The organism is Tenacibaculum sp. ZH5_bin.1 (assembly GCF_042865525.1).
Lineage (GTDB): Bacteria > Bacteroidota > Bacteroidia > Flavobacteriales > Flavobacteriaceae > Polaribacter > Polaribacter mesophilus.
This window is the reverse complement of record NZ_JBEGIO010000001.1, coordinates 372,262-397,663: the sequence shown is the minus strand read 5'-3', so window position 1 is coordinate 397,663 and position 25,402 is coordinate 372,262. Positions and strand designations below refer to the sequence as shown.

Genomic DNA, 25,402 nt, shown 5'->3' with positions numbered 1-25,402 from the left:
AGAGAAGAGAAGGGTGAGGTTTGTTTTTTATTAATCATAAAAAACAAAAAAATATGCATGCTCATGAATATGGAAGCAAACATTTTAAACACAAAACCAATTTTAAAGATTTGGTGGTGTTTTCAGATGTTCAGCAACAAAAAATAAAAGAAACCGCAGTTCCAAGTCCCAATATATATGTAGAAATAGAAAAAGGAGTAAAAACTGCAAATAAATGGTTACTACATTTTAATAGTCGATTGTCTGGTGAATATGGAGATTTTTTTCTAGAAAATAATTCGCCTTATGGGCAAATTAATAAACTGCAATATGAAGAAAATGATGAAAACTTTGCATTTATTCAAAATACCATTGTTGATTTTCAAAACGGAACATTGCCTTATTATAAAATTAATGAAAAGTTTTATATCCAACTTGATAATAGTATCGATTTAGAGGAGGTAATTGTAAATGCAACCCCTTCACCAACTACCAGAGATGTTAAAAGTATCCAATATGAAGCTTTTACAACTGTATTTATTTCTGAAGATGGAGCGCAATTATTACAAGCTTATGAAGCGATACAAAATGTAAGTGCACACGAGGTAGTTATTTTTATTGAACGCAGTTCAGGAAGTAACCTTTTCGGAACAGTGTTTAGAATAAAAAAAGGGAAAAATGTAAATTCTCTTATAGAAACGAACAGAATTCGCATAGCGGAAATTGTTAGAGCTTATGGAGTAGATGTATTTACGAACGAGCTAAGTAAAATGCTGGAACAAGAACTTAAAAAATCAACAGAGAGCGATTTTTATTTGGTATTGAAAAAAGGAGGGCAAATAGTACGTTGGGGAGCGGATGTTACTTTAAGTAACTTGTCTAAATTCTTAAAAAGCTCAGGCGAAGAAATAGGTAAGTTACAGTTAGGTGAAAACTATTGGAAAACAACGGATGAAGGAAAAGAGAACTCAAAATACAATCCGTTATTGCCTAAGTTTAATATTAATGAGAGTTTTTCTTCCGAGGAATTGGCAAATTCAATTTATAAAAATTATGTAGTTCCTGTTGAAGCTCCAATTGTAACGTTTGCAGAGCGATTTAACAAACATTGGTTGTTTAAAGAGCTTATGCCTTTTAAAAGTGAACGTATTACTAAGTTATTTAAGCACGTACCAGGCATACTTAAAGAGTTTTTAGATGGTGTAAAAGAAAACGTACAAAACACCTACGATTTTATTAACGGATTGTTAGTAGGGCTTATTAATAGTATTATTGATTTCTTTAAATCTATCTTTGATATTTTAGCTATTTTGGTAGATGTTTTAAACGGCGTTATCCAAACAGGAAAGTTCTTTGAAAAACCAGGTCATTACCTACGTTTATTAGCAGAAGGTTTTGAAAACCTTATCGATTTAGTACTCAATACCTTCACGTTAACAAACCTAAAAGCATGGATGCAGTTTTTAATAGAAATGCCTATAACTACTGCTAAACTATTAATAGGTTTATTTGCTAAGGCATCCAATACAAAAATCACGATAGATCCAGGTGCTTTAGGGTATTATATAGGGTTTTTAGTTGGTTTTATAGCTTCGGAAGTAGTACAGTTTATTGCTACTGGAGGAACAGCGAATATAGCCAAAGCAACCAAAGCAGTATTAAAATCGTATCAAGAGTTAGCGAATGTAGTAGCTAAAAAAGTGGTAAAAACAGCAGAAATAACAGTAGATGTAGTTTTAGCTGCGATTAGAAAGCTTAAAGAATTTGCTAAAAACTTTGCGAAACATTTAGATAATCTTAAAAAATGGATTGGAGAGTTTATAGAGAAGCTTGCGAGTACAGTAAACCAATTATTTAAAGGCTTCGAAGCAGTTTTAGAGTTGTTGTATGATTTAGGAGTTGTTATTTTTGAGAAACTAGATCCTAACACAGGAAAAGTTTTAGTAAGCCCTGACGGAGTTATTTATACTATTAAACAAGGAGATAAAACCATTTTAGAAGGGACTGAAGATGCTATTCGAAAATTTGCTAAAAAAATAGATGAAATTCGTTCTAGTGGAGGAAATAGCAAAAAGAAAGTTCAAAATTATTTGGATGAGTTGGCTGAGAGTTTAAATTTAAAGTATAGAAGTGTATTAGATAAAAGAGGGTTAAAAGTCTTGAGGGAAAAAGGAGCTAGTACAAATGTTTCAGTTTTAGATAAGCATGGAGATATTGTGATGAAAGGTAAGGAAGATGATATTAAGAAGTATCTTGAAAAAATGAGAAAAAGTAATGAAGAAATTATTTCTGAGTTTGATGAGGTACTTAAAATAGCAGTTAAAAATGATTCTAAAAGATTTGATCCATTAAAAAAAGCGTTATTAAAATATAGAAAACAAGGTGTTAATATTTTAAAAAGTGGACTCAAAGGAGGAGTTGAAAAAGGAAGAGGTTTGGTTCCTGATTTTTTGCATACACCAGAATTTTTATTTAATGCTGATAAAAGATTTGGAGAGATTAAGATAAAGGTTACAGGGGTTGATAGTGACGATTTTCGCCTATGTAATGAAGCTGTAGAAAAATTTATGCCTGGATTTACAAAAAAGTATGTGTCAAATGGTAAGAATAAGCCTAATAAATATACATGGCATCATATGGATGATTATAATCCTATTACAGGAGAATGTACAATGCAGTTAGTAAAAACAAAAATACATACAGCATGTTTTCCTCATAAAGGAGCTCCCGGTATAATAGAGCTTTTCTTTGGTATTGCGAGATCAAAAACAAAATAAAAATTTAATTATGAATAAAATTCAAATAACAGACAATATTGAAAGAATTTCACCAGATGAGTTTGGTGAGTTTGTAAAAGTATATAATTTAAACTTACCTAAATCATATATAGAATTTATTCTGGAAAATAATGGAGGTTATCCAGATAAATCTTTTTTTTATTCTAAAAAAGTAGATTTAGAGTTTGATTTCGATTTTTTCTACTCAATTGATTCAAAGTATGAGGATAAAGATGTATTGGATGCTATAGATGATTTAGTGACAGTTAATGAAATCATAGATAACTATCAGATTAATGATAAGGAGTTACCTACTTTTTTGTATCCTTTTGGACAGAATTCTGGAGGAGCTACATATTGTATTTCTACTAAAGGTGAAGATTATGGTGTTGTTTATCTACATTATTGGGATGGGAGTGAATTACAATTTATTTGTGATTCTTTTGAGGAGTTTATAGAAGGATTAAAATAGTTTCTCATTATATATTGAGAAGAGTTAATTTTTTATCAGCACTTATATAAAATATAGAAGATTAGCTTTATTTAAAGAATGTAATCTAGTGAGTTTCCTTGTAATTTAGGTATTAATATTGAAACCAACTAAAGTTAAATTTAGTTGGTTTTTTCTTTTATAAAATTTCAGAGAACATTTCTAAATTAAAACATAATGCAAAATATTTGTAATTTGTTTTGTTTTTAATTGTAATATGTTGTATATTTGTCTTGCTTTTCTAACAGTTCATTGTTATTTATTAATCTTTAATGTAAGCAGAAACGAAAAAAAGTTATGATTAACCCCTTTCAGGTCTAGGAAAAAGAAAAAGAATCAACAACTTACAAGTTTTGTCTGCAAGCGCTTTAAAAAATTAAACATTTGTATGAATAATTTAATATCGGTAGCGTTATCGCAATACGGAGTCAAAGAGGTGAAAGGCTCAAAAGATCATCCTCAAATTGTAAACTATTTTACTTCATTAGGTTTTGATGGAGGAAAATTTAAAGATGAAACCGCTTGGTGCAGTGCCTTTGCAAATTGGGTAGCTAAAAAAGCAGGTTATGAACACACAAACCAGCTAACTGCGCGCAGTTGGTTGTCGGTAGGAGATTCTACTACAAATCCAGAACCAGGAGATGTGGTGGTTTTATGGAGAGATAACCCTAATAGCTGGAAAGGGCATGTTGGCTTTTTAATTAAAGAAACCAAGCGATATGTATATCTATTAGGAGGTAATCAAGGAAATAGTGTAAGCATTAAAGCGTATCCTAAAAACAGGGTATTAGACTTTAGAAAACTAAAAAAGAATGGATAAATTTTCACATTTCATTTTTTGGTTGCTTGCTTTATTGTCGCCTTTAAATGGAGTGTTAACTACCATGATGTTACTAATCGTAGTTGATTTTATTACAGGAGCCTATGCTTCTTTAAAGTTACAAATACCTATAAAAAGCGAACGAATTGGACATACCATTTCTAAGTTTGTTATTTATAACTTGGTAATTATATCAGCTTATTTTTTAGAAAAACACATTGTAAATGAAGTTCCTTTTTTAAAAATAATAGCAGGATTTATAGCTATTACCGAAACAAAGTCAATTTTAGAAAACTACAACAAAATTTATGGAGTAAACCCCTTTAAAGCATTGCACAGTTTGTTAAAACAAGCGGGTATGCAAGGTACCTTAGAGCAAACAACCGAAAAACAAAAAAACAACGACAAAGAAAAAGTTTAGTCGCTAACACTTTTTTTAGCGACTCTTTTTTATCAAAAACAATTTAAAAACGATAAAAAAGAACAAAAATGAAACAAAACAAAGAAACATTAAAACAATTTTTTGAAACAGGCGACAAGCCAACCCAACAACAATATTCCGATTTAATTGATAGTTATGTTGATGCCAAACAACCCGAAGGAGAAGCAAACCGAAGGTTTGTTATTGATGAAACAGGAGAGGTAAGTGTAACTTCTGAACAACAAGTTCCAACTTACCAAGCAGGAACTAATATTATGATTGATGAAACAGATCCTTTACAACCAGTGATTAATAGTGTTGGAGAATCAGGATTACCAAATGGTTATTATGAAGAATATACATTTACCCCCCAAATGTTTTTAGGAACAGGTTCAACCGGTTTAGCAAATGAGTATGGTTCTAGTACTAAAAATGGAAGAGCAATAAGAACGGGAAACAAAGTTTATTTTGAAATAAGCTTTAGAGATATAACAGATCCTCCAGTAACAAATATAACTGGAAATAATGGAGTTGTTGTTACAGGGTTACCAATTCCTGTTTCTTTGAACGGAATTTCTTATGCTGCTGGAGGGAGTCTAGTAACTTTTAGACCTACCTCTATTGAAGCTGGAGTTAATATTGAGGATGTAAAAGTATTAGTGACTTCTAGCGGTTTACTTTTGGTAGATGCTGATGGAACTAGTAGAGTAACTGATGTTGTTTTTAATGGAGGAGGAGTTGCTCATGAATTAAGTATCACAGGAACATATATAACAAATGTATACACACCATAAATTAAAAATAAAAGTATAGCCCCTAACAAAAGTAGTTTTTAGTGGCTCTTTTTTATCAAAAACAATTTAAAAACGATAAAAAAGAACAAAAATGAAACAAAACAAAGAAACATTAAAACAATTTTTTGAAACAGGCGATAAGCCAACACAACAACAATATGCCGATTTAATTGATAGTTATATAGATGCCAAACAACCCGAAGGAGAAGCCAACCGCAGATTTGTCATTAATGAAACAGGAGAGGTTAGTATTGCTTCTGAGCAACAAGCACCTGAATATACATTATCTCCCATTTCTGGAACTAACACGGTTGATTTATTAAAAGATGGCGTAAGCGTTTCACAAATTGACTTAACGCCTTATTTAGATAATATAAATTTAGCACGATTGGTAAGTGGAGAAGTACAAGGAAACAACCTTATTGTTAAAAGAGATGATGATAGTGCTTTTAGTATTGATATATCTTCATTAGTGGGGACTATTGGAACAGAGCTGTCAGTCATTGAAACGACTTATGATGACTTATTAAATTTAATATCAACAAATAGTTTAGTACCAAATCAAGAATACTCTTTTGATTTTAAAAATATCTATAAACAGATTGATACAGATGTTATTAAGCAAGATTCACCTGTTGAAAAACTAGTCGTAAAAGCAGAAACTAATAATACTTTATTTTCTACAGCAAGAAGTTTAACTTATGTAAATGATAAAGTTGAATATGATGTATCTACTGTAACATTTGATGGAGTAGATGAGGCAAACAGTCCTGTAACAAATATAGCTAACCAAGGAACTATTTTGAATAGGATTGACAAGGAGTTAGAAATTGAAACTCCTTACGATTTTAGAACAGAAAAATTTGTAAGATATAAAGGTTCAATACCTGTATATGATTCATCAATTAGTTATCCTAGATATAGTTTGGCAAAAGCTCCAGAAGATTTGAGTTATATGAGAGTAGCTTATAAAAATGATAATTCTTCTGCAGGTGACAATATAAATAACCTGTTTTATTGGAATAGGCAACCTTTTGGTACTACAACTACTTTTTTTGAAGACTATAATTACACAAAAACTAAAGCTTACATGAATATTGTTATTGATGTAAACGACTCACAAGAGTATTTAACTTTTTCTAATACAGCAATTCCTACAAAAGAACAAGCTTGTAAGGTAAAGCTTCATAATAGAAATATAGTGATTAAAGGTAAAGCTTTTGATTGTGAGATAAAGTATGTTAATTCAGAATATAATGAAGGAGTTACTATAACCAATTGTTCAGAAGTTAGACTGATGGTAGGTAGAAATGAAACAAACTCTTCAGCAGCACCTGGTACTGTTTTTTTAGGAAGTATAACAGAGATGCAAAAAAAGTTGGTGAATATAAGTGGAAATACAGTAGTTTTTAACTTAAGTAATTTAGAGATTCTTAATGGAGAAACAGAATTAAGTAAGGGGATTGATAGTGCACCTGACTTGTTTATATCTTATGGTTACATTAGTAGTATAAACAACTCAATATTTCTTAAAAGTGATAACTCGAGCAATAGAGTTAGAATAATAGGGACTATTGTTAGAAGAAGTTTAAGTGGAATATTTAAAGGAGACATTGAATTTTGTTACTTTATTAATAACGTAAGAAGAACAACATTTAATAATACGGTAAACGGATTCACTTGTTTTGCTGAATTATATAATGTAATTTTTAATGGAAAAATAAATTCTTTTAAACTCCAGTTTGATGAAAGTACATACGTTCCCATTAGTGAGTCTTACACTAATTTAGTTACATTTAAAGAATGTATATTTAATACATCTATAAATGACTTTGAAATAATTTACCCTAAGAATAAGGTAAGCTTTTGGGGTGCGAAGTTTAATATAAAAGAATTAACAGGTAGGTTAAATATACCTTCAGTAAGTGCGTACAGTGGAGATAAATATAATTATAACTTTAATTTTACTAATTATTATAAGCAACCAGATGATAGTATAGATTTATACTATCAAGATATTGATGCTTCAGGAGTTGCAACAATGGTTAAATTTATTCCTCAATTGGTTTGATAGAGAGAATAACCAAAAACTAAAGTCTAACCCCTAACAATCGTTTTTAGTGGTTCTTTTTCCTGTTAATTTTTAGTGTTTGGTGTCATTTCGACGAGATATGAGGAGAAATCTCATCTTTAAGAGATTTTACGTCACTCATTCTTCGCTCTTTGAACTGACAAACATTTTTCTAATACCAGTTATAATTTCAAGTTGTAAAAGGTATAAACCCTAAAACAAAATAGCATGAATTTTTTTAATCATAAAACCGACAGGTTATTATTGGGTGTCATTATAGTGCTGTTATTTATCAATCTTTTTACTAAGAGAAATCAAAAATTAGTACCTCAAGAACCTAAAATAACTGTCGTAAAAGACACCGTTTGGCAAACCAAAATAGATACGTTTAAGGTACAAACCATTAAATACCAAAAAGTGTATGTCCATAAAAATGATGTAACCAAGATTGTAAAAGACACCATTTTTATCAAAGACACTAACAACTATGTAGCTGCAAAAATATACCGAGATACTTTAAAGAATGCCGATATAGAAATTTATAACTACGATTTGGTAAAAGGAAAATTGTTAGATAGTCAGTTATCGTATAAACTCAAAGTACCCCGAGAAATAACTATTACCAAAACGATTGAGCATCCAAAAACCTACAGAAGTGGCTTGTATCTCTTTACCGACATAGGAGGAAATCCACAAACCTTTGACAACCTTAGTTTCGGATTACAATACAACCGAAAAGGAAAATGGTTTGCTAGTTACCGATTAAATATCAACCAACTCAATCAACCTACTCATAATGTAGGTGTAGGGTATCGATTGTTGAATTAAAAGAATTAATTTTCAACCATAGAAGTTAAAAATTCGTTTTAATACCCGAACAATAAACTATTCGGGTATTAAAACGAATTTTAAGTTTTTAAAAAACTTGTCAGCTCTCTCTATTTTTTTCGACAAACAATAAAACTATGTATAAATGGCGGTACAAGATATTCAAAACTACTCCTATCAAAATATTTTTTCGTTGCAAACAGTTCAGTTTGAAGAATCATGTGTAGTAAACTCACCACAGCAAATAAATCAATACAAAGTATTTTGGATAAAAGAAGGAACAGGTAAGTATAATATCGATTTTAAAAGTTACTCTTTTGAAGATGGAGTATTATTATTTTTATCACCAGGACAAGTATTTTCAGTAGATTCCGAAAAAATTAAAGAAGCCTATCAACTTAGTTTTACAAGAGATTTTTATTGTATTCAAACACACGATGCAGAGGTATCATGTAATGGAGTATTGTTTAATAATATATATGAAACACCTTTTGTAGTACCTTCAGAAAAAGAAACGCAAAAATTAGATTTTATTCTTCAAAACCTAAAAGAAGAGTTTGAGTTAGAAGAAACAGCTCAATACGATATGCTACAATCGCTTTTAAAACAGTTTATTGTATATTCAGTACGAATAAAAAAAGAAAAAGATGTTGTAAAAGAGAGTGTAGAAACCAAGCTTTTTAAAGATTTTAGCCTGTTGGTAGAGCAAAATTTTAAAAAGATACACCGAGTTACAGGATATGCTTATCGGTTAGGCTTATCACCAAAATCACTAACAAAACACCTTCAAAAAATAGGAACGGAAACTCCAAGCGACTTTATAAAAAACAGAATTATTACCGAAGCAAAAAGACTGTTGTTGTATACAGATGATTCTATTAAACAAGTTGCTTTTGATTTAGGGTTTAATGATCCTGCGTACTTTTCTCGGTTTTTTACCAAAGCTACAGGGCAATCGCCAAAACAATTTAAAAGAAGCTATAGCTTATAAAAGAAAAAACCACGCAACGCGTGGTAAACTACACAACTAATAAAGTTTTTTGTTACACTAATACAAACAACCTTTTCGACGCCTTAAAAGTACTACTATAAACGTGTCGTTACGTTACCTGTATTTTACGAAACCATGAATTAAAAGCTAGTTTTTTGTAAGAAAAATGTTAGCAAAAATAGCTAGTCCAAGTTTTAAGAACCTTTGTCCATTTTTTAAGGCTTATTCCTGTCGCACCTTTGTATCAGAATTCAAGAACAACGAATTATGAGAACAGAAATTAACCAATGCCCTAATTGTTGGGGATATCAAGAATACGATGAGCAGTTTCCTGAAAGAGAATTATGTAACTGTGAAAAAACAAACTAAAAAGACAACTTTAAAATAGTAAAATTATGAGCACAAGAATTGAAACTTTAAACCCAGAAACCACAACAGGAAAATCAAAAGAATTGTTTGATGCAGTTCAAAATAAGTTAGGATTTATTCCAAACCTAATTAAAGTAATGGGAAATTCACCAGCACTTTTACAAAGCTATCTAAGCTTGGGAGAATTAAATGGAAGCGGGAATTTTTCAAACAAATTTAGAGAGCAATTAGCATTAGTTATAGCAGAAGAAAATGAATGTAACTATTGTTTATCAGCACACACGGCAATAGGAAAAAACAATGGCTTGTCAGAGGAAGAAATTGAACAAAACCGACAAGCAGAGGCTTCTGATGCTAAAACCAAAGCAGGCTTAAAATTTGCACAAAGTGTTACAAAAAAGAAAGGAAATGTAAGTTCAGTAGAAATAGCTGAGGTAAAAGCAGCTGGGTATAACGACGGAGATATTTTAGAAATTGTATTAAATGTTGTAGCCAACACCTTAACAAACTATGTAAATCATATAGCAGAAACTGAAGTTGATTTTCCAAAAGTAGAAGCAGGAAAATTCACACAAAGTGCATAAAAAACGAATAGCTCTTGTGGCCTTATTGACAAAGTGTAGTTACGGGGTTTTAGGTTACAGAGCTATTCATCTATAAAAAGTAAAATCATAAAAATCAATAAAAATGAAAAAAGTAGTAGCTATTTTAGTATTATTAGTAGGGTTTGCATTTACAGCAAATGCACAAAAAGCAAAAACCATTTCTTTAGAGCAAACAAAAGGAAAATTCACTCAAAAATCGTTAACACTTTCAGAAGGAACTTATGTTTTTGAAATTTCAAACAAGAATGTAGGACACGATGTAGGGTTTGTATTAGCACCAAAAGGAAAAACAGAAGAAAAGCATCATATAAAAAACGCGTATGTAACTTCTTTAGTAAAAAACAACAGTAAGTCAAGCTCTAAAAAAGTAACTTTAACAAAAGGGGAGTACGTGTACTTTTGTCCGCTTAATCCAACACCTCAATATACCTTAACAGTAGAGTAGTGTTTTAATAATTGATTAATAATAAAAAACCCGTAAAAACGGGTTTTTTAATTCAATTTTACAAATCTACTTCCAAGTCCATCGTAGTTATTGTCAGAAATTTCTAAAGTATTTGGTTTTATGAGTCTAATAATTCCTGAGAGGACAATTCCTGAAAATTGCTGATCGTTGGAAAGTTGTATAAAACGTTCTTGTTTATTTGAATAAATTGCCTTTTTCATTTCTAGGGTGTATGTACCTTTTGAAATGAGGGAGTCATTTTTTGATATAGAAAACTGATTGTTTTTCAACAAGGTTAATTGTACGTTTTTGTTGAGTGTTTCGGGAGTTTTATGAATATGGTTTCCAAAACCACCATCAGTATTGGTCCAATTCCATGTTCCGACCAAATCGGAATTATCAATCTTGTTTATTTGAGTTGAAGCACAAGAAATCAATGCAAAAGCGAATATATAAAGTAGGGTTTTCATGGTAAAGGATTTTTGTTCACTCTTTTATTTTTTGTTCTCTTCCAATTAGGAAATATAAAAAAGCACCAAAAAAGTTAGCTAATAAAACAACGAGAATCCAGACAATTTTATTATTTCCTTTAAATTTACTTTTTAAAATATCAATAAGCGCAATTACTGTTGGAATAATTCCAAGTAAAACAATTAAGATTAAAATTAGTTGCCATACTCCAACCATTTCTATATAGGTAGTCATCATAATGATTTTTAAATGCTAAAAGTAGTAAAATAAAAACGCCATTAAAACTCCTTTTAATAGAAATTTTAATGACGTTTTTAAAATATGGGAAATGATACTATTTATTCATAATATCTTCTATTTCGTCAGCTTCAATAGGTATGTTGCGCATTAAGTTAAATGGCTCACCATTTTCTTGAACAACAACATCGTCCTCTAAACGAATACCAAAACCTTCATCAGGAATGTAAATACCAGGCTCTACTGTAAATACTTGGTTTGCTTGCATTGGTTCATGTAACAATCCGTAGTCATGCGTATCTAAGCCCATGTGGTGAGAAGTACCGTGCATAAAGTATTTTTTGTATGCTGGCCAGTTAGGGTCTTCATTTTGCACATCAGCTTTGTCTAATAACCCTAAACCTAATAATTCCGAAGTCATTAATTTACCAACCTCAACATGGTACTCAGCCCAAAGAGTTCCTGGAACTAACATTTTTGTAGCGTCGTTTTTTACACGGTTAACAGCATTGTATACCGCTTTTTGCCTGTCGGTAAAACGACCAGAAACAGGTATGGTACGAGTCATATCCGAAGAATAGTTAGCATATTCAGCTCCAACATCCATCAGTAATAAATCACCTGCTTTACATTGTTGGTTGTTTTCAATATAGTGCAATACGTTTGCATTGTTACCAGAAGCAATAATTGGGGTATAAGCGAATTTCTTAGAACGATTTCTGATGAACTCGTGAATGAATTCTGCTTCTATTTCATATTCCCAAACACCAGGTTTTACGAAGTCTAACACACGTCTGAATCCTTTTTCAGTAATGTCACAAGCCGTTTGAATTAAATCAATTTCGATTTGATCTTTTACTGAACGTAAACGTTGTAAAATTGGGTTACTTTTTGCTACTGAATGTGCAGGATATTTGTTTAATAACCATTTAGTAAAACGAGCTTCACGAGTTTCAGTTTCAACACTAGCGCGGTAATGTTCGTTCGTGTTGATATAAACCGTATCAGCTAAAGCCATCATTTCAGCCAGTACTTTTTCTAAGTCTTGTAACCAGTATACGTTTTTAATACCGCTAGTCTCTAATGCTCTTTCTTTGGTTAGTTTTTCACCTTCCCATACAGCAATATGCTCGTTAGTTTCACGTAAAAATAGTACTTCACGTAGATTTTCTTTCGGACAATCAGGAAATAAAATTAATATACTTTCTTCTTGGTCAACACCACTTAAAAAGAAAATATCACGGTGTTGTTCAAAAGGTAACGTGCTATCGGCACTTACAGGATAAATATCGTTTGAGTTAAAAATAGCTAAACTACTAGGCTTCATTTGAGCCATGAAGTTTTTACGGTTTTTTATAAATAATTGACTGTTTATTGCGTCGTACTTCATAATGTTTCAATTAAATTGATAAGATTCCCTCAAAAATACGGAAAGAAACTATGCAAATATTAGCCATTTGGCGCTAATTTATGTTTTTTCGAATTCTACTCATATGGCGAGTAGAAATTCCCAAAAAAGAAGCTAAATAATGTAGTGGAACTTCTTGAAGTAGTTTAGGTTCGTTTACGAGTAGTTTTTTATAACGCTCTTCAGGAGTTAAAGTCAGTAAATCAATGCGGTAATCGTCAATCAAAAAAATTTGATGTTCGACTAAGTTGTAATAAAACTGATAAAAGGCCTTATTATGTTTCATTAAATGTTTAAAATCACTTATGTTAATAATCCAAAGCTTGCAGGCACTCAAAGCTTTAATGTTTTTAGGAGAAGGAGTTTGTTGTAAAAAACTTTTTAATGATGAGGTAAAACTATTTTTTAAAGCTAAATAAGTGGTCTTTTCTTCTCCTGAAACCGAGACAGCATGTTGTAAAATGCCACTTTCTATAAAACAAAAATAGGAACAAACGTTTCCTTTTTTAACAAAAAAATCATTTCTAGATAAGGAAAACTCTTTAAAACAGTCAATAATTTCTGGAATTAACATATTTAAGACTTCATTATTTATAATGTTTTGTATGTGCTGTGTAATAGCTTTTTTAGAAGCATCCATTTATGGAAATAAATTTTTAGCTTAAAAGTATAAAAAAGGATGCTTTTTACAGCATCCTTTGAAATAAATTGTATTGATAATTGATTTTAACTCAACTAATCTGGTATAGGTTTTTTATCTAATATTTTAATAACTTCTTTAGTTTTTCAAAGAATTAACATAGAAGTTTTTTAGTAATGAAACTTCAAAAAACTTAATAATTAAAGAAGTAAAATTGTTAACGAGATGTTTTGTTATTATTTTTCCTATTACGATTATTTCGTTTTCTAGGAGTATGTTTTTTAGTGTTTTCTGTTGACACTTTTTTCTTTGAATTAGAAGATGTTTTAAGTGTTTTTTTAGTCGGTTTGTTTCTAGATTGCTGCTTTGGTCGCTCAGTAGTTATTTCATTTTTTATACTAGATAAATCAAAACCTTCTAATTCAGAAATAGTTATTTTTTGCCCTAATAACTTCTCAATACTTTTTAAATAAGCTTCTTCTTCTTGTGCCACCAAAGAAATTGCTTCGCCACTAGCACCAGCTCTTCCTGTTCTACCAATTCTGTGTACATAGTCTTCAGGAACATTGGGAAGTTCAAAATTAATAACGTGTGGTAATAATGGAATGTCTAATCCACGAGCAGCAATATCGGTAGCTACCAGTACTCTGATAGAATTATCTTTAAAGCCTTTTAGAGCTTTGGTTCTTGCTCCTTGACTTTTGTTACCATGTATAGCTGCTGCTGAAATTCCTCGTTTAATTAGTTTTTCAGTCAACCTATTAGCACCGTGCTTGGTTCGAGTAAAAATTAATACCTGGCTCCAGTTTCCTTTTGAAATCAACTGACCAACCAATTCCGTTTTCTTACTCTTCGGAACTTTGTATAGTTTCTGATTTACTTTTTCGGCAGTTGTATTTTCAGGAGCTGCTTCAACTAAAACCGGGTTGTGTAAAATACCTTGTGCTAATTTTTTTATTTCTTTTGAAAAAGTTGCCGAAAACAATAAATTTTGACGTTTTTGTGGTAAAAAAGAGATGATTTTTTTAATATCTCGTAAAAACCCCATGTCTAACATTCTGTCGGCTTCATCTAAAACCAAAACATCTACACGTTTTAAAGAAAGTTGATTTTGTTCATGTAAATCAATTAATCTACCAGGAGTAGCTACTAAAATATCTATTCCTTTTTTAAGAGTAGCTATTTGAGAACTTGGTTTTACACCACCAAAAATAGCGGTAGATTTAATGTTTAAATGCGTGCTATATTCGCGCACATTATCATATACTTGAGCTGCTAATTCTCTTGTAGGAGTTAGCACTAATGCTTTAATTGGACGGTATTTCGGATTCTTTTTTTCTGATATGTTTTGTAAAATAGGCAAAGTAAACCCTGCTGTTTTACCGGTTCCAGTTTGTGCAGAGGCTAATACGTCTTTACCTTCTAAAATAACGGGAATTGCTTTTTCTTGAATAGGAGAGGGAGTTTCGTACCCTTTTTCGGTTACAGCTTTCATTAAAGCTTTTGATAAACCTAACGATGTAAATGTCATATATAATTCTTCAGTAGTATTTAAAGAAAATACTACTATGAGCCAGCAAAGGTACTGCTATTTTATTGGGCTTCGGCTATAAATAAAAAAAGCCTTACCTAAGATGCTTCTATATTAATATAACTGATTTAATGAGAGAACTAAAAACAACAATTAAGAAAAGTTGTTATGGTTTCCCTATGTGGAATAAAGCATCTCCCATATTAATGATTGGAAAATTATTTTTAGCAATGATATAGCCATCGTAAGGTGATTTTACGGAAAAATTTGTTTCTCCATAGGTATCCATAATATACCCTAATATTTGTCCTTTTATTATTTGATTACCATTTTTAACAACAGAAGTAAATAAGCCAGCTACTTTAGCACGAACCCATTTATGTTTATTAATGTGTATTGAAGTAGTGTTTTTAGGTATTTCTATATTTTCACTTATCATTTTAAAATGTTTTAAAACACGAAGTGTTCCGTTAATACCTTGTTTAATAGCATGCTCTTCAAGCCGTAACGATTCTCCTCCTTCATAAACAATTACAGGAATATTATTTTTATAACATTGATTTCTAAAAGACTTCGGAATAAGTTTAGAGCCAAACATAAATGGAGCATTGAAAATATTGGCTAGTTGAACTCCTTTTTTATCTTCAGGAGTGTATCGTATTTGTGGGAAGTTATTTCGTTGTTCACCTCCCGTATGAAAATCAATAGCAAAATCTACATTATTGGTAATTTCTTTCATTAAATAATACGCCATTCTACTAGCTAAAGAACCCGTTTTTGAACCAGGGAAACTACGATTTACATCTTTACCATGCATGTCTCTCGACATATTTAAAAAGCCAAACACATTAAGTAAAGGAACCACGATAACACAACCTCGGTGAATTTTGTACGATTTATCAATTAACATTCTTCTGACTAATTCAATACTATTTACTTCATCTCCGTGTAGACCACCCTGTAGTAGAATAGTAGGACCTAATTGATTACCATTAAAAATATACACAGGAATTTCTATTAGAGTACCTGTAGGTAACCTATCAATTGGAATCTTAATTAATTTAGATTCGCCTAAACCAATTTTTTGTCCACGAATTTCTATGATTTCGTTTTTAAAATTTTGTTCGAACATTTTCTTCTAAAAATTTAATAATAACTTTAGCAATATTGTCTTTGGTGTAGGATTCAATTCCTTGTAAGCCAGGAGTTGAGTTGACTTCAATTAATAGAGGTCCTCTTTTTGATCGAATCATATCAACGCCAGCAATAGGAAGTTCTAAGTGTTGAGCTGCTTTAATAGCTATTTCTTCTTCTTCGGGAGTTAATGTAACCTTGTGTCCGCTACCTCCTTTATGAATGTTAGAACGAAAGTCCCCCTCGAGCCCTTTACGTTTCATAGAAGATACCACTTTGCCATTTACAATAAAAGCACGAATATCTTCACTGTTACTTTCCTGAATAAATTCTTGTAGTAAAATACTGGTATTTGTTCCGTGCATAGTATCAATAATAGACATCGCAGATTTTTTGCTTTCAGCTAAAATTACTCCAGAGCCATGTGTTCCTTCTTGTAGCTTAATAATTACAGGAGAACCACCTAATAAATCTATTTGCTCACCAATATTTTCAGCGTCAACAGAAAAAACAGTCTGCGGAATAGGAAGTCCATTTCTACTCATTATTTGTAAAGTACGAGCTTTGTTCTGTGCATCAACAATACCTAAATAACTAGCAGTACTATATACTCCGTTCATTTCAAACTCTTTTACAACTGTTGTTCCATGTTTCATGGCTGAAACACCTATTCGAGGAATAATAACATCAGGAATATCAATAATATTTTTACCGTTGTATAGAATAGCAGGTTTACCATCGCCAAGTTTTATAAAACATTTTAAATGGTTTATAATTTCAACTTTATGTCCACGACGACTTGCCTCTTTATATATTCTTTGTGTTGAATAAATCTGGTCACTAACAGAAAGAATAAAAATAGTCATAACCTAAAAATTTTGAGGTTAAACAAAGCTACTAATTTTTTTGTTTGACAAGAACTTCAAAAAGAAGTCTCTCAATATTCTGTTAATTTTTTTGAAATAGTTTTTGCTTACAGTATTTTCACTTCTTCTAAACCAAATTATAATGAGAACCTTAGCCAAAGCTTTAATAGCTTTATTTCCGTTTACAGTAGCTGCACAGCAACCTACATCTGCAGAGAAAATACAACAAGCTTTACAACAAAAAGAAGCATTAACTTTAACTTCTACAGTAAAAAATATTCCCTTTAAAAATATAGGACCTACAGTGATGAGTGGGCGTGTAGTGGATATTGATGTAAACCCAGCAAATACTACAGAGTTTTATGTAGGTTATGCTTCAGGAGGAGTATGGCATACTGATAATAACGGAACAACTTTTACTCCAATTCTAGACAACTCTCCTACACAAAACGTAGGCGATATTGCTGTAGATTGGAAAAATGGAACAATTTGGGTTGGTACAGGAGAAAATAATTCTTCTCGATCATCGTATGCAGGAATCGGAATTTTAAAATCTACCGATAAAGGTAAAACTTGGACAAACGTTGGGTTACTCGATTCACATCATATTGGACGAATTTTAATCAATCCAAAAAATCCTGATGAAGTAATAGTAGGTTCAATAGGGCATTTATATTCATCAAACAATGAAAGAGGAATTTTTAAAACTACAGATGGAGGAAAAACCTGGATAAAAACCTTGTTTATTGATGAAAATACTGGAATTATAGATATTCAACCTGTACCAAATAACTTCAATATTTTATATGCTGCTGCTTGGGAGCGTGAACGTAAAGCATGGAATTTTGATGGAGACGGAAAAAATTCTGCAATTTATAAATCGACAGATGCTGGGAGTACATGGACTAAAATTTCTGATAATAATGGTTTCCCTAATGGAGATGGAGTAGGAAGAATTGGTTTAGCAGTATATGATCAAAACACGGTATATGCTTTTCACGATAGTCAATTCCGAAGAAAAAAAGATCCTGCTAAGAAAGAGAAGGGAGCAGGAGCCTTAACAAAAGAGGAGCTTGCATCAATTTCGGCAGATGAACTTTTGAATATGAAAGACAAAAAATTGAATTCATATATCAAAATGAATGGTCTTCAAGAAAAATATCGTGCGGAAAATATTAAGCAAATCATTCGCTCAAGTCCGGGAGAAATGAAGCCAAGTGATTTAATTGGTTATTTAAAAGATGCAAATGCAGCGTTATTTGATACTCCAGTAATAGGAGCGGAGGTTTTTAAGACTATTGATGGAGGAAAAACGTGGAAAAAAACACATGAAGGATATTTAGATGATTTATACTATTCGTACGGGTATTATTTTGGAGAAATTCGTGTTGATCCGCAAGACAAAAATGGAATCTATGTATTGGGAGTACCAATTTTAAAGTCGAAAGATGGAGGAAAAACATTTACATCTATTAGTAAAGAAAATGTACATGCAGACCATCAGGCGCTATGGGTAAACCCTAAAAAACAAGGACACTTAATTGATGGAAACGACGGAGGGTTAAATATTTCATACGATGATGGTGAGAGCTGGATTAAATTAAACCAACCAGCAGTTGGACAGTTTTATACCGTATATGCGGATAATCAAGAAGTGTACAAGGTATATGGAGGATTACAAGACAACGGAGTTTGGGTAGGAAACCACAATGCAAAAATTGACAAAAGCTGGCATCAAACAGGACAAAATCCTTACGAAAGTTTAATGGGAGGTGACGGAATGCAGGTTGCTGTTGATGACAGAAATCCGAATATTGTGTATACAGGGTATCAATTTGGAAACTATTATCGAATTGATAGAGCAACAGGAAAGCAAACCTATATTCAGCCGAAACCAAAAAAAGATAAACCAGCATATCGATTCAATTGGCAAACTCCTATTCAGCTATCAAAACACAATCAAGATATTTTATACTTAGGAGGAAATAAGTTACACCGTTCTTTAAATAAAGGTGATGATTGGGAAGAAATTTCTGGAGATTTAACCAAAGGAGAAAAGGAAGGAAATGTAGCTTACGGAACATTAACTACTATTTCTGAAAGTCCATTTCAATTTGGATTAATCTACGTAGGTACTGATGATGGATTGGTACAAGTAACTAAAAACGGAGGAGGAAATTGGGAGAAAATCTCTAATTCTTTACCCCAAAATTTATGGGTAAGTCGTGTAATAGCTTCAAAATATAAAAAAGAGCGTGTATATGTTACGTTAAACGGATATCGTTTTGATGATTTTACACCGTATGTATACATGTCTGATGACTATGGAAAAACATGGAAAAATATAAGTAGTAATATTCCAGCTTCTGCGGTAAATGTGATTAAGGAAGATCCTAAAAAAGAGAATGTCCTATACTTAGGAACTGACAACGGATTGTATGTTTCTTTCAATCAAGGTTCAACATGGGAAGCTTTTAGCAACGGATTGCCAAATGTTGCAGTACACGATTTAGTAATTCAACCTAAAGCAAAACATTTATTAGTAGGAACGCATGGGCGTAGTTTGTACAAAGCGAATATTACTTCTTTACAAGAATTTGATAACAAAGAAGCTATTTTCAGTATGAAGGATATTAAGAAAAGAAAATCTTGGGGTAGTTCTTGGAGTAAATGGTTAGAACCAAATACACCAAAAATCACAATTCCTTTTTATGTAAATGCAGATAAAGAAGTTGTGTTAGAAATATATTCGGGTAAAGTTTTGGTAAATACTATAAAGGCTAAAGCAACAAAAGGATTTAATGAAGTAGTGTACGATGTTTCTTTTTCTGAAAAAGGAAGAAAAAAGTACTTAAAGAAAAACAAAGAAGCTAAGGTAAAAAAAGCAAAGAATAACAAGTATTATTTACCTAAAGGGAAATATAAAGTAACAGTGGGTGAGTTAAGTCAAACATTTGAAGTTCTTTAACAAAGAGATTATAAAAGAGAAAAACAAAACTGTTTTTCTCTTTTTTTGAAATAAAATTTACACAACTTAATAAAGAAACATTACTATTTTTGCGGTATGGGAATAATACGTGTAAACGACATTCGTGTTTTTACAAATCACGGATGCTTAGATGAAGAAGCAAGAATCGGTTCGGAATATAGAGTTGATATTGAAGTAAAAGCTGATTTACAAACATCTGCAAAAACAGATAATTTGGTTGATACGGTAGATTATGTGCATTTAAATAAAATTGTAAAAGAAGAGATGGCAATTCGTTCTAAATTACTAGAGCATGTTGCTCAACGAATTTTAGATAGAATCTTTAAAGAAATACAACTGGTTGATGAAGCGGAGGTTAGCGTAGCAAAAATTAATCCACCAATTGGCGGAAATGTTGCTGAGGTTGCAATTGTTTTATCAGAAGTGCGTAAAAAGTAAAAAAAGCTTGCAAAAAAAGATAAAAGCTGTAAATTTGCAGTCCTTATCAATATAAGGTGTCGTGGCCGAGTGGCTAGGCAGTGGTCTGCAACACCATCTACAGCGGTTCGAATCCGCTCGACACCTCAAAAAGCTCATCAAATTTGATGAGCTTTTTTGTTTAATTCTATTTGAGGCATTTGTTGTTGCCATAAATTGTAATATTTTCCTTCAGCAACATATAGTTCTTTATGGTTTCCTTGCTCTAAGACGTTTCCTTTATTTAGAACTACAATTTCATCAGCATTAATTACAGTGCTTAATCTATGAGCAATAATGATAATGGTTTTGTTTTCTTGGCGTAATCTTTCTACAGCTTTTTGAATATAGTTTTCTGAAGTAGAATCTAAAGATGAGGTTGCTTCATCTAAAACGAGTATTTCAGGTTGTTTGTACAAAGCTCTAGCAATAGCTATTCGTTGTTTCTGCCCGCCAGATAAAGTAGCTCCGTTTTCTCCTAAATAGGTGTCAAAACCATTAGGTAAACTTTCAATAAACTCTAAAATACCTATAGACTTACAAATTTCAATAATTAATTCCATATTTGGAGCAAAATCACCAACAGCAATATTGTCAATTACATTCCCAGCAAATAAATCTATTTTTTGAGGAACTACGCTTACTAATTCTCGTAGACTTTCATGTTGAATATATTTTAAGTCTAAATCCCCCAGTGTAATTTGTCCTTTTTGAATAGGATATAAGTTTTGCAACAGTGAAATTAAGGTTGATTTTCCTGAACCACTCTCACCAACAATGGCGGTAATATTCCCTTTTTTAATCTTTAAATTAAAGTCTGTAAAAACTTGTACTCTTGTTCCGTAACGAAAAGCTACATTTTTAAACTCAATATCTCCTATTTTTTCTTTTGTAAGAACTACTTTTTCTGTGTTTTCTTCACGCTCTAAATCCATAATTTCGAACAAACGATCAGCAGCAATTAAAGCGTTTTGTATTTGCTTGTTAGCACCTATCAAGCTAGCAACAGGATTCATAAAGTAGCCAATAATAGCGTAAAAAGACATTAATTCACCAGCAGTTATTTGCCTTTCAATTACAAAATAAGACCCACTCCATAATAAAACTATAGTAAACAACTGTGCAATAAAAGTAGTTGAGGTTCCAGAAAAAACTGAGTTTAAAGCCGATTTGTAACCTATGTGTAATAAACTAATAAAACGTGTTTCTGTTTTTATATTGGCAAAACTTTCTAAACCAAAACGCTTTATGGTGCCTACTGAGTTTAAAGACTCTACTAACTGACTTTCTAAATCAGCAGAACGTTCCATTATTTTACGTTCTGTTTTCTTGTTTAGTTTATTAATGATGAAATATACTGTTAAATAGAAAGGAATTACCAACAACATAATTAACGCTAACTTCCAGTGATACATGAACATCAACCCAAAAGAGAAAAACAAAATAAGAATGTTTACTGTTAAACTTAGCGACACTCCGTTGATAAAAGTTCTAATTTTTACAGCATCATTAATACGAGAAATAATTTCTCCTACTCGCATGGTATCAAAAAACTGTTGAGGTAGTTTTAATAAATGTTTGTAGTAGCCTAAAATTAATCGAGCATCAATTTGCTGCCCTGTTTTTATTAAAAATACATCTTTATACACCCCGATAACAATTTGTAAAACTAGTAGCGCAAGCATTATAATACTGAGTAAGTTCAATAACTTAGTATTACCGCCTACCAATACATAATCTGTAATTTTTTGTATGTATATGGATGTTGAAAAACCTAAGAGGGTATAAATAACAGCACCTATTAAAGCTTGTAACAAAACAAACTTGTGAGGCTTTAGTAAAAACCAAAAACGTTTGATTACAGACACCTTTTCATTACCTGCTGAAAACTCTTCTTTTGGTAATAATAATACCAGTATTCCTGTCCATTCTTTTAAAAACTCTTCATGTGTTTTTTTATGGATTTTTCCATCACCTGGATCCATAATTTTAATGTACTCTTTAGTTACTTCATAAATAACCACATAATGCTGTAACTGTTCTCTAACAATTACATGGGCTATGGCTGGTTTAGGTATTTTAAATAAACTGTCGAGTTCACCACGTACTCCTTTGGCTTCAAAGCCAAGTTTTTCAGCGGCCTCTATAAGGCCTAATACATTGGTTCCTTTTTTATCGGTACCTGCATATTGGCGTATACGTGCAATAGGTAGTTGTAACTTATAATGTGCTGAGATAGATGCCAAACAAGCAGCACCACAGTCGGTAATATCGTGTTGTTTTATGGTAATTTTTGCCATTCTTTTTCAGTTTAGAGTGGCAAAGAAAGGAGTGTTTAGTGCAATTTGATTGCAGGCAAGGTGATTTTTATAAAAACAAATTAGTTTTTAAATTTAGTAATCAGTTTTATACTCAATATGCTCTTAAATAAAAGAACATTAAAAGAGAGAAGTTTATATTTTCTCCCTTTTTTAAATACTTGTTAATTGGGTATGTGTAAGGTAAATTGTACTTGTGTTTCTTACAGAGTACGCAATAAAGTGTAAGAACAATTACTTAGCGATTAATTTACCCAAAACTTCTCCTTTGTCAAAAGCTATACCTATAGCTAAAAATACTAAAATAACAACAAAAAGAATAATGTAATAATGTTTAGGTTTAAGTTTTCCCATATTGGAGGTATTATATATTTTATACATGATATTCAAAGATATAAAAAACCATTAATTAATGGTTTTTTATATCTGAAATCTTGAAAGTTTTACTAAGCTAATGCTTTTCCTAGCTCTTCTCCCTTTTCAAAAGCCCATTCCATACCTGCCCCTACAAGAGCAGCAGCAGAAATTATTACAGGCCATGGAATACCTCCGTTAATTTTATTCATTTCTTTTAATGAAATTTCTTTTACTTTATATGATTCTAATTTTTTCATAATTTGAGTTTTTAATAATTTTTAAATTTCCCACTGACCAGATTCAACCTTTTCTTTTACATAACCATAAGCAACACCAGCCCAAAAAGCTGAAGCAATTAGACCTATGACACCTCCGTCAATTTTCTTAATTTCTTTAGAATTCAGTTCTTGAACTCCGAAACTCTCTAAATTTTTCATTTTTTTCATTTTTTAAATTAAACAAAATAATTAAGCATAAATTAACTCTTTAATGTCTTCAATGTCTATATTGGTTGCTACATAGTAAGTTAAAGCAGAGCTTAAAATTACGCCAATGAAACCACCATTACATTCTTTGAGAGTATGGTTTTCCAACTCGCTAACATTATAGTTATTTAACTTTTTCATAATTAAAATTGTTTTTATTAATATTTAAATATTTGGTTGTGAAAACTTCAGTATTACGTTGTGGTTTCACAATCCATATCAAAACCAACCTAAATATGTGCACCTATTTTGTTTGTTTTGATACTACAAGTATAGCTTCGTTCACTGCAACTAACTTGCGATGTGTAAATTATTTTGTAAAAAGTAACTACCACCAAATATTTGAGTTACCTCATTATTTGTTAATACATTTACTGAGATAGATACTTGTAAATCAAAATCATCACAATAGTAGTAGGTTTTTCTGCTTCTACTATAACAAATATTCGCATTGTAATCTTTTAATTGTTCTACTAATAAATGAACCGAACGTTGGCTAATTTGTAATAAGTTAGCCAATTCTTTAGGTGTTCCTGTATTCTCGTTTGTAATTAAATTATGTAGTTGCTGTAAGCGTTCTAGTGTTTTTAAATTTTTCATTTTCTTTTTTTATAGTTTTTCGTTACTAAAAGAAAGGATTGCTTCGTTCCTCGCAATGACGTGTAATTTTATTTTTTAAGTAAGAAGACTTCTTTATTTCTAACAAAGACAGGTTATTTATTTTCTGCAATTTGAGTTGCAGGATTTAACCAATCATCCATTTTGTCGTAGAGTAAGTCAAATAAAGAACGTTCTGTGAGTTCAAAACGAGCATTAACCAACATCCCTTTTTTTAGCTGTCCTTTAAAGCCATTTTTTAATGTTAAAAAACGTTGGTTTAAAGAACATGCTACCCTAAACATGGGCGTATCGTTTACCATTTGTATGTCGTTTCCTACTTCTAGTATGTTTCCTGTTGCCAACCCCCACTGGTTATAATTAAAAGCACTTACTTGAAAATTTACCTTGTTTTCTTTTTTTAGCAATCCAATATCACTTGGGCTTATAAAACACTCAACAATAAGATCTGATTTTGGTGATATTTCAGCGAGTTGTGTACCAGAAGGAATAAAACTTCCTTTTTCAATTCCTTTCACATTTAATAAAGTACCCGAAACAGGGGCTTTTATAATTGATAAATTAGTACTCTCTTGTAGTTGCGTATGATTGTTTTCTAACTCTTTTAATTGATTTTGATAGTCTACCAATTGTGATTGCCAGCTGCTAGCTTGTTGTTTTTTATATTGATAAATAGCATTCAGCGCCAAATCATATTCTAATTGACTATTGTTTAATTCAACTTTAGCAATAACTCCTTTTTTAAATAATTGTTGATTTCGTTTATAATCATCTTTTAGTTTTTTAAAGCGAGTACGTAACTCATTTAATTTTTGTTGGTAAAAATTATATTCTTGTTGATATTTTAACGATTGTAATTGAATACCACGTTTTTTGTTTTTAGATAAAAGTTCTAAATCTTCAATGAAAGTTTTAATTTCATGCGTTTGACTCTCAATGTTTTCAATTTTTTGAGTAATAGCTAAATTGTTTACCAGTAATAAGGTGTCTCCTTCATGTATTTCTTGATTATTTTTAAGTTGATGGAAAATAATTTTACCATTAGTGCTGTTTTGTAAAGAAATTCGTTCTTTATCGGGGCGTATCAACCCTTGTGAAGTATTGTAAATAGTTATTTTAATAAAAGGTAAAGAAGCTATAGTAATTATTAAAGCTACTAAAAAGACACTATAAATAATTTTACTTTTGTTGGTGTGCTTAAACTGATGCACTTCGGTACTGTTTTCAATAATTTCTTTAGGAAATATTTGTTTGCTCATAATTTTTTTAAATAAAACCCCTTTATTTATTGAGAACAAAAAG

The 25,402-nt window shown here is 31.2% G+C and carries 25 protein-coding genes and 1 tRNA gene; 13 read left to right on the top strand and 13 right to left on the bottom strand.

Translation table 11 applies throughout. The annotated features are described in order from the left end of the window. Positions 1-53: 53 nt before the first annotated feature. The 10 genes from ABHQ57_RS01825 to ABHQ57_RS01780 all read left to right on the top strand — a co-directional run bounded on the left by ABHQ57_RS01825 (position 54) and on the right by ABHQ57_RS01780 (position 10,590). Complete coding sequence (locus ABHQ57_RS01825; protein ID WP_196781596.1) at positions 54-2,756, top strand: HNH endonuclease; 2,703 nt, start codon at positions 54-56, stop codon at positions 2,754-2,756. Between the two features lie 10 nt (positions 2,757-2,766). Beyond that, positions 2,767-3,228 carry an SMI1/KNR4 family protein gene (locus ABHQ57_RS01820; RefSeq protein ID WP_159610653.1) on the top strand — a complete coding sequence of 154 codons (462 nt, stop codon included), beginning with the start codon at positions 2,767-2,769 and terminating at the stop codon, positions 3,226-3,228. Positions 3,229-3,634: 406 nt separating this feature from the next. Next, positions 3,635-4,066: a TIGR02594 family protein gene (locus ABHQ57_RS01815; RefSeq protein WP_167712569.1), complete on the top strand. Its 432-nt coding sequence runs from the start codon at positions 3,635-3,637 to the stop codon at positions 4,064-4,066. Next, entirely contained in the window at positions 4,059-4,487 is a 429-nt protein-coding gene (locus ABHQ57_RS01810; protein ID WP_047788116.1) for a phage holin family protein, read from the top strand. The genes ABHQ57_RS01815 and ABHQ57_RS01810 overlap by 8 nt, the downstream gene beginning before the upstream one ends. Before the next feature lie 68 nt (positions 4,488-4,555). After that, positions 4,556-5,281 carry a hypothetical protein gene (locus ABHQ57_RS01805; RefSeq protein ID WP_167712568.1) on the top strand — a complete coding sequence of 242 codons (726 nt, stop codon included), beginning with the start codon at positions 4,556-4,558 and terminating at the stop codon, positions 5,279-5,281. Positions 5,282-5,372: 91 nt separating this feature from the next. Further along, complete coding sequence (locus ABHQ57_RS01800; RefSeq protein ID WP_167712567.1) at positions 5,373-7,352, top strand: hypothetical protein; 1,980 nt, start codon at positions 5,373-5,375, stop codon at positions 7,350-7,352. Positions 7,353-7,580: 228 nt separating this feature from the next. Further along, positions 7,581-8,180 (top strand): hypothetical protein, encoded by a 600-nt coding sequence (locus ABHQ57_RS01795; RefSeq protein ID WP_167712566.1) that lies wholly within the window; start codon positions 7,581-7,583, stop codon positions 8,178-8,180. A gap of 145 nt (positions 8,181-8,325) precedes the next feature. Continuing rightward, positions 8,326-9,171: a helix-turn-helix domain-containing protein gene (locus tag ABHQ57_RS01790; protein WP_167712565.1), complete on the top strand. Its 846-nt coding sequence runs from the start codon at positions 8,326-8,328 to the stop codon at positions 9,169-9,171. 395 nt (positions 9,172-9,566) lie between these two features. Next, entirely contained in the window at positions 9,567-10,124 is a 558-nt protein-coding gene (locus ABHQ57_RS01785) for a carboxymuconolactone decarboxylase family protein (RefSeq protein ID WP_159610662.1), read from the top strand. Positions 10,125-10,227: 103 nt separating this feature from the next. Then, entirely contained in the window at positions 10,228-10,590 is a 363-nt protein-coding gene (locus ABHQ57_RS01780; RefSeq protein ID WP_073182403.1) for a cupredoxin domain-containing protein, read from the top strand. 47 nt (positions 10,591-10,637) lie between these two features. On the opposite strand, the gene ABHQ57_RS01775 is transcribed toward ABHQ57_RS01780, so the two are convergent. From ABHQ57_RS01775 to ABHQ57_RS01745, 7 genes are all read right to left on the bottom strand, one after another. Further along, positions 10,638-11,060: a hypothetical protein gene (locus ABHQ57_RS01775; protein WP_047788124.1), complete on the bottom strand. Its 423-nt coding sequence runs from the start codon at positions 11,058-11,060 to the stop codon at positions 10,638-10,640. Positions 11,061-11,076: 16 nt separating this feature from the next. Continuing rightward, positions 11,077-11,298, bottom strand: a complete 222-nt coding sequence (locus ABHQ57_RS01770; protein WP_231128365.1) for a PLD nuclease N-terminal domain-containing protein — start codon at positions 11,296-11,298, stop codon at positions 11,077-11,079. 97 nt (positions 11,299-11,395) lie between these two features. Then, complete coding sequence (locus ABHQ57_RS01765; protein ID WP_073182405.1) at positions 11,396-12,688, bottom strand: aminopeptidase P family protein; 1,293 nt, start codon at positions 12,686-12,688, stop codon at positions 11,396-11,398. 73 nt (positions 12,689-12,761) lie between these two features. Beyond that, on the bottom strand, positions 12,762-13,346 hold the full coding sequence (locus ABHQ57_RS01760; protein WP_073182406.1) for a Crp/Fnr family transcriptional regulator: 585 nt from the start codon (positions 13,344-13,346) through the stop codon (positions 12,762-12,764). Positions 13,347-13,563: 217 nt separating this feature from the next. Further along, positions 13,564-14,877 (bottom strand): DEAD/DEAH box helicase, encoded by a 1,314-nt coding sequence (locus ABHQ57_RS01755; protein ID WP_167712564.1) that lies wholly within the window; start codon positions 14,875-14,877, stop codon positions 13,564-13,566. A gap of 166 nt (positions 14,878-15,043) precedes the next feature. Continuing rightward, positions 15,044-16,009, bottom strand: coding sequence for a succinylglutamate desuccinylase/aspartoacylase family protein (locus tag ABHQ57_RS01750; RefSeq protein ID WP_167712563.1), 966 nt, complete (start codon positions 16,007-16,009; stop codon positions 15,044-15,046). Next, positions 15,990-16,877: a RimK family alpha-L-glutamate ligase gene (locus ABHQ57_RS01745; protein WP_073182409.1), complete on the bottom strand. Its 888-nt coding sequence runs from the start codon at positions 16,875-16,877 to the stop codon at positions 15,990-15,992. Before ABHQ57_RS01745 ends, ABHQ57_RS01750 begins: the two co-directional genes overlap by 20 nt. A gap of 142 nt (positions 16,878-17,019) precedes the next feature. Here ABHQ57_RS01745 and ABHQ57_RS01740 point away from each other — a divergent pair, with 142 nt between their 5' ends. From ABHQ57_RS01740 to ABHQ57_RS01730, 3 genes are all read left to right on the top strand, one after another. After that, positions 17,020-19,845 (top strand): glycosyl hydrolase, encoded by a 2,826-nt coding sequence (locus tag ABHQ57_RS01740; protein ID WP_167712562.1) that lies wholly within the window; start codon positions 17,020-17,022, stop codon positions 19,843-19,845. Between the two features lie 96 nt (positions 19,846-19,941). Continuing rightward, the gene (folB, locus tag ABHQ57_RS01735) at positions 19,942-20,304 is read left to right on the top strand and encodes a dihydroneopterin aldolase (RefSeq protein WP_159610666.1); all 363 of its coding nucleotides are present in this window, start codon (positions 19,942-19,944) and stop codon (positions 20,302-20,304) included. 55 nt (positions 20,305-20,359) lie between these two features. Continuing rightward, positions 20,360-20,430 (top strand) — tRNA-Cys (locus ABHQ57_RS01730). A gap of 11 nt (positions 20,431-20,441) precedes the next feature. Here the strand turns inward: ABHQ57_RS01730 and ABHQ57_RS01725 are convergent. The 6 genes from ABHQ57_RS01725 to ABHQ57_RS01700 form a co-directional block, all read right to left on the bottom strand. After that, complete coding sequence (locus ABHQ57_RS01725; RefSeq protein ID WP_167712561.1) at positions 20,442-22,622, bottom strand: peptidase domain-containing ABC transporter; 2,181 nt, start codon at positions 22,620-22,622, stop codon at positions 20,442-20,444. Positions 22,623-23,086: 464 nt separating this feature from the next. Further along, the gene (locus ABHQ57_RS01720) at positions 23,087-23,254 is read right to left on the bottom strand and encodes a bacteriocin (RefSeq protein WP_167712560.1); all 168 of its coding nucleotides are present in this window, start codon (positions 23,252-23,254) and stop codon (positions 23,087-23,089) included. A 21-nt stretch (positions 23,255-23,275) separates the two neighbouring features. After that, complete coding sequence (locus ABHQ57_RS01715) at positions 23,276-23,434, bottom strand: hypothetical protein (protein WP_167712559.1); 159 nt, start codon at positions 23,432-23,434, stop codon at positions 23,276-23,278. Positions 23,435-23,464: 30 nt separating this feature from the next. Next, positions 23,465-23,623, bottom strand: a complete 159-nt coding sequence (locus ABHQ57_RS01710) for a hypothetical protein (protein WP_167712558.1) — start codon at positions 23,621-23,623, stop codon at positions 23,465-23,467. Positions 23,624-23,773: 150 nt separating this feature from the next. After that, complete coding sequence (locus tag ABHQ57_RS01705) at positions 23,774-24,082, bottom strand: DNA-binding protein (protein ID WP_167712557.1); 309 nt, start codon at positions 24,080-24,082, stop codon at positions 23,774-23,776. Between the two features lie 113 nt (positions 24,083-24,195). Next, complete coding sequence (locus tag ABHQ57_RS01700; RefSeq protein WP_167712556.1) at positions 24,196-25,359, bottom strand: HlyD family secretion protein; 1,164 nt, start codon at positions 25,357-25,359, stop codon at positions 24,196-24,198. Positions 25,360-25,402: the final 43 nt, after the last annotated feature.

What these genes read in the sequence shown, in the direction of transcription:
- ABHQ57_RS01780 (WP_073182403.1), top strand. Translation starts at nt 10,228, where the DNA reads ATGAAAAAAGTAGTAGCTATTTTAGTATTATTAGTAGGGTTTGCATTT.
- ABHQ57_RS01700 (WP_167712556.1), bottom strand. Translation starts at nt 25,359, where the DNA reads ATGAGCAAACAAATATTTCCTAAAGAAATTATTGAAAACAGTACCGAA.
- ABHQ57_RS01770 (WP_231128365.1), bottom strand. Translation starts at nt 11,298, where the DNA reads ATGATGACTACCTATATAGAAATGGTTGGAGTATGGCAACTAATTTTA.
- ABHQ57_RS01745 (WP_073182409.1), bottom strand. Translation starts at nt 16,877, where the DNA reads ATGACTATTTTTATTCTTTCTGTTAGTGACCAGATTTATTCAACACAA.
- ABHQ57_RS01720 (WP_167712560.1), bottom strand. Translation starts at nt 23,254, where the DNA reads ATGAAAAAATTAGAATCATATAAAGTAAAAGAAATTTCATTAAAAGAA.
- ABHQ57_RS01725 (WP_167712561.1), bottom strand. Translation starts at nt 22,622, where the DNA reads ATGGCAAAAATTACCATAAAACAACACGATATTACCGACTGTGGTGCT.
- ABHQ57_RS01775 (WP_047788124.1), bottom strand. Translation starts at nt 11,060, where the DNA reads ATGAAAACCCTACTTTATATATTCGCTTTTGCATTGATTTCTTGTGCT.
- ABHQ57_RS01805 (WP_167712568.1), top strand. Translation starts at nt 4,556, where the DNA reads ATGAAACAAAACAAAGAAACATTAAAACAATTTTTTGAAACAGGCGAC.
- ABHQ57_RS01750 (WP_167712563.1), bottom strand. Translation starts at nt 16,009, where the DNA reads ATGTTCGAACAAAATTTTAAAAACGAAATCATAGAAATTCGTGGACAA.
- ABHQ57_RS01820 (WP_159610653.1), top strand. Translation starts at nt 2,767, where the DNA reads ATGAATAAAATTCAAATAACAGACAATATTGAAAGAATTTCACCAGAT.
- ABHQ57_RS01705 (WP_167712557.1), bottom strand. Translation starts at nt 24,082, where the DNA reads ATGAAAAATTTAAAAACACTAGAACGCTTACAGCAACTACATAATTTA.
- ABHQ57_RS01710 (WP_167712558.1), bottom strand. Translation starts at nt 23,623, where the DNA reads ATGAAAAAGTTAAATAACTATAATGTTAGCGAGTTGGAAAACCATACT.
- ABHQ57_RS01815 (WP_167712569.1), top strand. Translation starts at nt 3,635, where the DNA reads ATGAATAATTTAATATCGGTAGCGTTATCGCAATACGGAGTCAAAGAG.
- ABHQ57_RS01810 (WP_047788116.1), top strand. Translation starts at nt 4,059, where the DNA reads ATGGATAAATTTTCACATTTCATTTTTTGGTTGCTTGCTTTATTGTCG.
- ABHQ57_RS01760 (WP_073182406.1), bottom strand. Translation starts at nt 13,346, where the DNA reads ATGGATGCTTCTAAAAAAGCTATTACACAGCACATACAAAACATTATA.
- ABHQ57_RS01765 (WP_073182405.1), bottom strand. Translation starts at nt 12,688, where the DNA reads ATGAAGTACGACGCAATAAACAGTCAATTATTTATAAAAAACCGTAAA.
- ABHQ57_RS01800 (WP_167712567.1), top strand. Translation starts at nt 5,373, where the DNA reads ATGAAACAAAACAAAGAAACATTAAAACAATTTTTTGAAACAGGCGAT.
- ABHQ57_RS01715 (WP_167712559.1), bottom strand. Translation starts at nt 23,434, where the DNA reads ATGAAAAATTTAGAGAGTTTCGGAGTTCAAGAACTGAATTCTAAAGAA.
- ABHQ57_RS01790 (WP_167712565.1), top strand. Translation starts at nt 8,326, where the DNA reads ATGGCGGTACAAGATATTCAAAACTACTCCTATCAAAATATTTTTTCG.
- ABHQ57_RS01755 (WP_167712564.1), bottom strand. Translation starts at nt 14,877, where the DNA reads ATGACATTTACATCGTTAGGTTTATCAAAAGCTTTAATGAAAGCTGTA.
- ABHQ57_RS01825 (WP_196781596.1), top strand. Translation starts at nt 54, where the DNA reads ATGCATGCTCATGAATATGGAAGCAAACATTTTAAACACAAAACCAAT.
- ABHQ57_RS01795 (WP_167712566.1), top strand. Translation starts at nt 7,581, where the DNA reads ATGAATTTTTTTAATCATAAAACCGACAGGTTATTATTGGGTGTCATT.
- folB (WP_159610666.1), top strand. Translation starts at nt 19,942, where the DNA reads ATGGGAATAATACGTGTAAACGACATTCGTGTTTTTACAAATCACGGA.
- ABHQ57_RS01785 (WP_159610662.1), top strand. Translation starts at nt 9,567, where the DNA reads ATGAGCACAAGAATTGAAACTTTAAACCCAGAAACCACAACAGGAAAA.
- ABHQ57_RS01740 (WP_167712562.1), top strand. Translation starts at nt 17,020, where the DNA reads ATGAGAACCTTAGCCAAAGCTTTAATAGCTTTATTTCCGTTTACAGTA.